Here is a 2085-nt window from a genome sequence, read left to right as displayed (position 1 = left end):
CCCGCTCCGACGACCCCGGCTCGATCGCGAACATGAGCCTTCAGCCGGTCGCCACGGCGGTGGAGTCGAACCCCGAGCTCAGCACCCTGCACGAGGCGATCGAGCGCGCCGGGCTGACCGAGACGCTCAACACCGCGCCCGGGCTGACCGTGTTCGCGCCGACGAACGCGGCCTTCGAGAAGCTGCCGCCCGCCGACCTGCAGCGGCTGCTGAACGACCGCGCCGGGCTCGCCGCACTGCTGCAGTACCACGTCTCGGGCACCCGGGAGACCGCCACGCAGCTCCACGACGCCGGGACCTCCGAGCAGCTGGCGGGCGGTGCCGTGCGCATCGCCGGACCGGTCGACGCGCTCACGGTCACCGACGCCGCGGGCACCGCCGCGAACGTCGTCTGCGGGGACATCACCACGGAGAACGCCACGGTCTTCCTGGTGGACTCCGTCCTCATGCCGCAGGAGTGACCGACCCGCGCCCGGGCGTGTCGCTCACCACGGCGACGCCGTGGTGACACGGCCCGGGCGCGGTGAACGGACGGTGGCGGGGGACGACCGGTCCCGCGCGGGCGGACCCGCGCGAGACACGCCACCGACCAAGATCGCAACTTTGTGCACGCCTTCACGAGCGACTACCGTGTGACGTCATCGCCGTCGTGGCGGTCCGACCGTGATATCCCTGCGGTGGACGCCCGGCCGCGCAGGCCGCCGGCCCCCAGCCCCCGGCCGATCGCCGAGTGAGAAGACGTCGTTCGAGGAGCCGCCGCGTGACGCTGCCGCCGCAGGCCGACTCCTCGTCCGCCGACCATCCCGTCACCCCGGCGGGTGCCCCCGGGGTCGGGCGCGTCGCGAAGGCCATCCCGGAGGCCACGGTCGCCCGGCTCGCGGTCTACCTGCGGGTGCTCGGCCAGCTCGCCGAGGGCGGCGCCGAGACCGTCTCCTCCGAGGAGCTCGCCGCGGTCAGCGGGGTCAACTCCGCGAAGCTGCGCAAGGACCTGAGCCACATCGGCACCCACGGCATCCGCGGTGTCGGGTACGACGTGGCGGTGCTGCAGCAGGAGCTCGAGCGGGTGCTCGGGCAGGACCACCCCCAGGCCGTGGCGCTGGTCGGGGTCGGGAACCTGGGCCACGCGCTCGCGGGCTACGGCGGGTTCGGCGGCCGCGGCTTCCCGGTCACCGCCCTGTTCGACGTCGACCCGGACCTGGTCGGCATCCTCATCAACGGGATCGAGGTCCGGCACGCCCGGGACATCCCGCAGGCCTGCCGCGAGGCGGGTGTGACCATCGGGATGATCGCCACGCCCGCGCAGGCGGCCCAGGCGGTGTGCGACCAGCTCGTCGAGTCCGGCGTGCACGCCATCCTCAACTTCGCCCCCGCCGTGCTCCAGGTCCCGGAGGACGTGGAGGTCCGCAAGGTCGACCTCGCCGTCGAGCTGCAGGTGCTCGCGTTCCACGTCGCGGGCCGCGGGGGTATCACGGACCACGTCGCGACCCCTCCCCAGGTCGTGAACGGACGCAACGGATCGGCGGTACCTGCATCATGAGCGTTCTCGTCGTCGGGCTCTCCCACCGGAGTGCGCCGGTCGACGTCCTGGAGAAGGTCGCCGTCTCCGCGGACGACGTGCCCAAGCTGCTGGACGAGATGGTCCGTGGGGCGCACGTCAGCGAGGTGACCCTGCTCTCGACCTGCAACCGGGTCGAGGTCTATGCGGTCGTGGACGCCTTCCACGGCGGTCTCGCGGACGTCTCCGAGGTGCTCGGCAGGCACTCCGGCCTGCCGCTCGCGGACCTCACCGAGCACTTCTTCGTGCACTACGCGAGCTCCGCGGTGCAGCACCTGTTCTCCGTCGCCGCGGGCCTGGACTCGATGGTGGTCGGGGAGTCGCAGATCCTCGGCCAGCTCCGCCAGGCCTACGCCGTGGCGGACGAGGCGGGCACCGTCGGCCGGGTCCTGCACGAGCTGGCCCAGCAGGCGCTGCGGGTCGGCAAGCGCGTGCACGCCTCGACCGGGATCGACGCCGCGGGCGCCTCCGTGGTCTCCGAGGCGCTGGCCGACGCGGACGTGATCCTCGGTGGGCTGGAGGGCACGCGG

At 73.2% G+C, this 2085-nt stretch carries 3 protein-coding genes; all 3 read left to right on the top strand.

Annotated elements, in window-relative coordinates; translation table 11 throughout:
* The coding region (locus H5J29_RS30325; protein ID WP_220188123.1) for a fasciclin domain-containing protein at nucleotides 1-461 on the top strand (461 nt) is incomplete at its 5' end.
* Nucleotides 462-760: 299 nt separating this feature from the next.
* Entirely contained in the window at nucleotides 761-1537 is a 777-nt protein-coding gene (locus H5J29_RS30320) for a redox-sensing transcriptional repressor Rex (RefSeq protein WP_312858478.1), read from the top strand.
* Nucleotides 1534-2085: glutamyl-tRNA reductase (gene hemA, locus H5J29_RS30315; protein ID WP_181784376.1), on the top strand; the 552-nt coding region annotated here is incomplete at its 3' end. The genes H5J29_RS30320 and hemA, both read left to right, overlap by 4 nt.

Origin of the sequence: Pseudonocardia pini, from assembly GCF_013870575.1 — a bacterium.
Lineage (GTDB): Bacteria > Actinomycetota > Actinomycetes > Mycobacteriales > Pseudonocardiaceae > Pseudonocardia > Pseudonocardia pini.
Note: the sequence above shows the minus strand (reverse complement) of the source record. Positions and strands in the feature narration are given on the sequence as shown.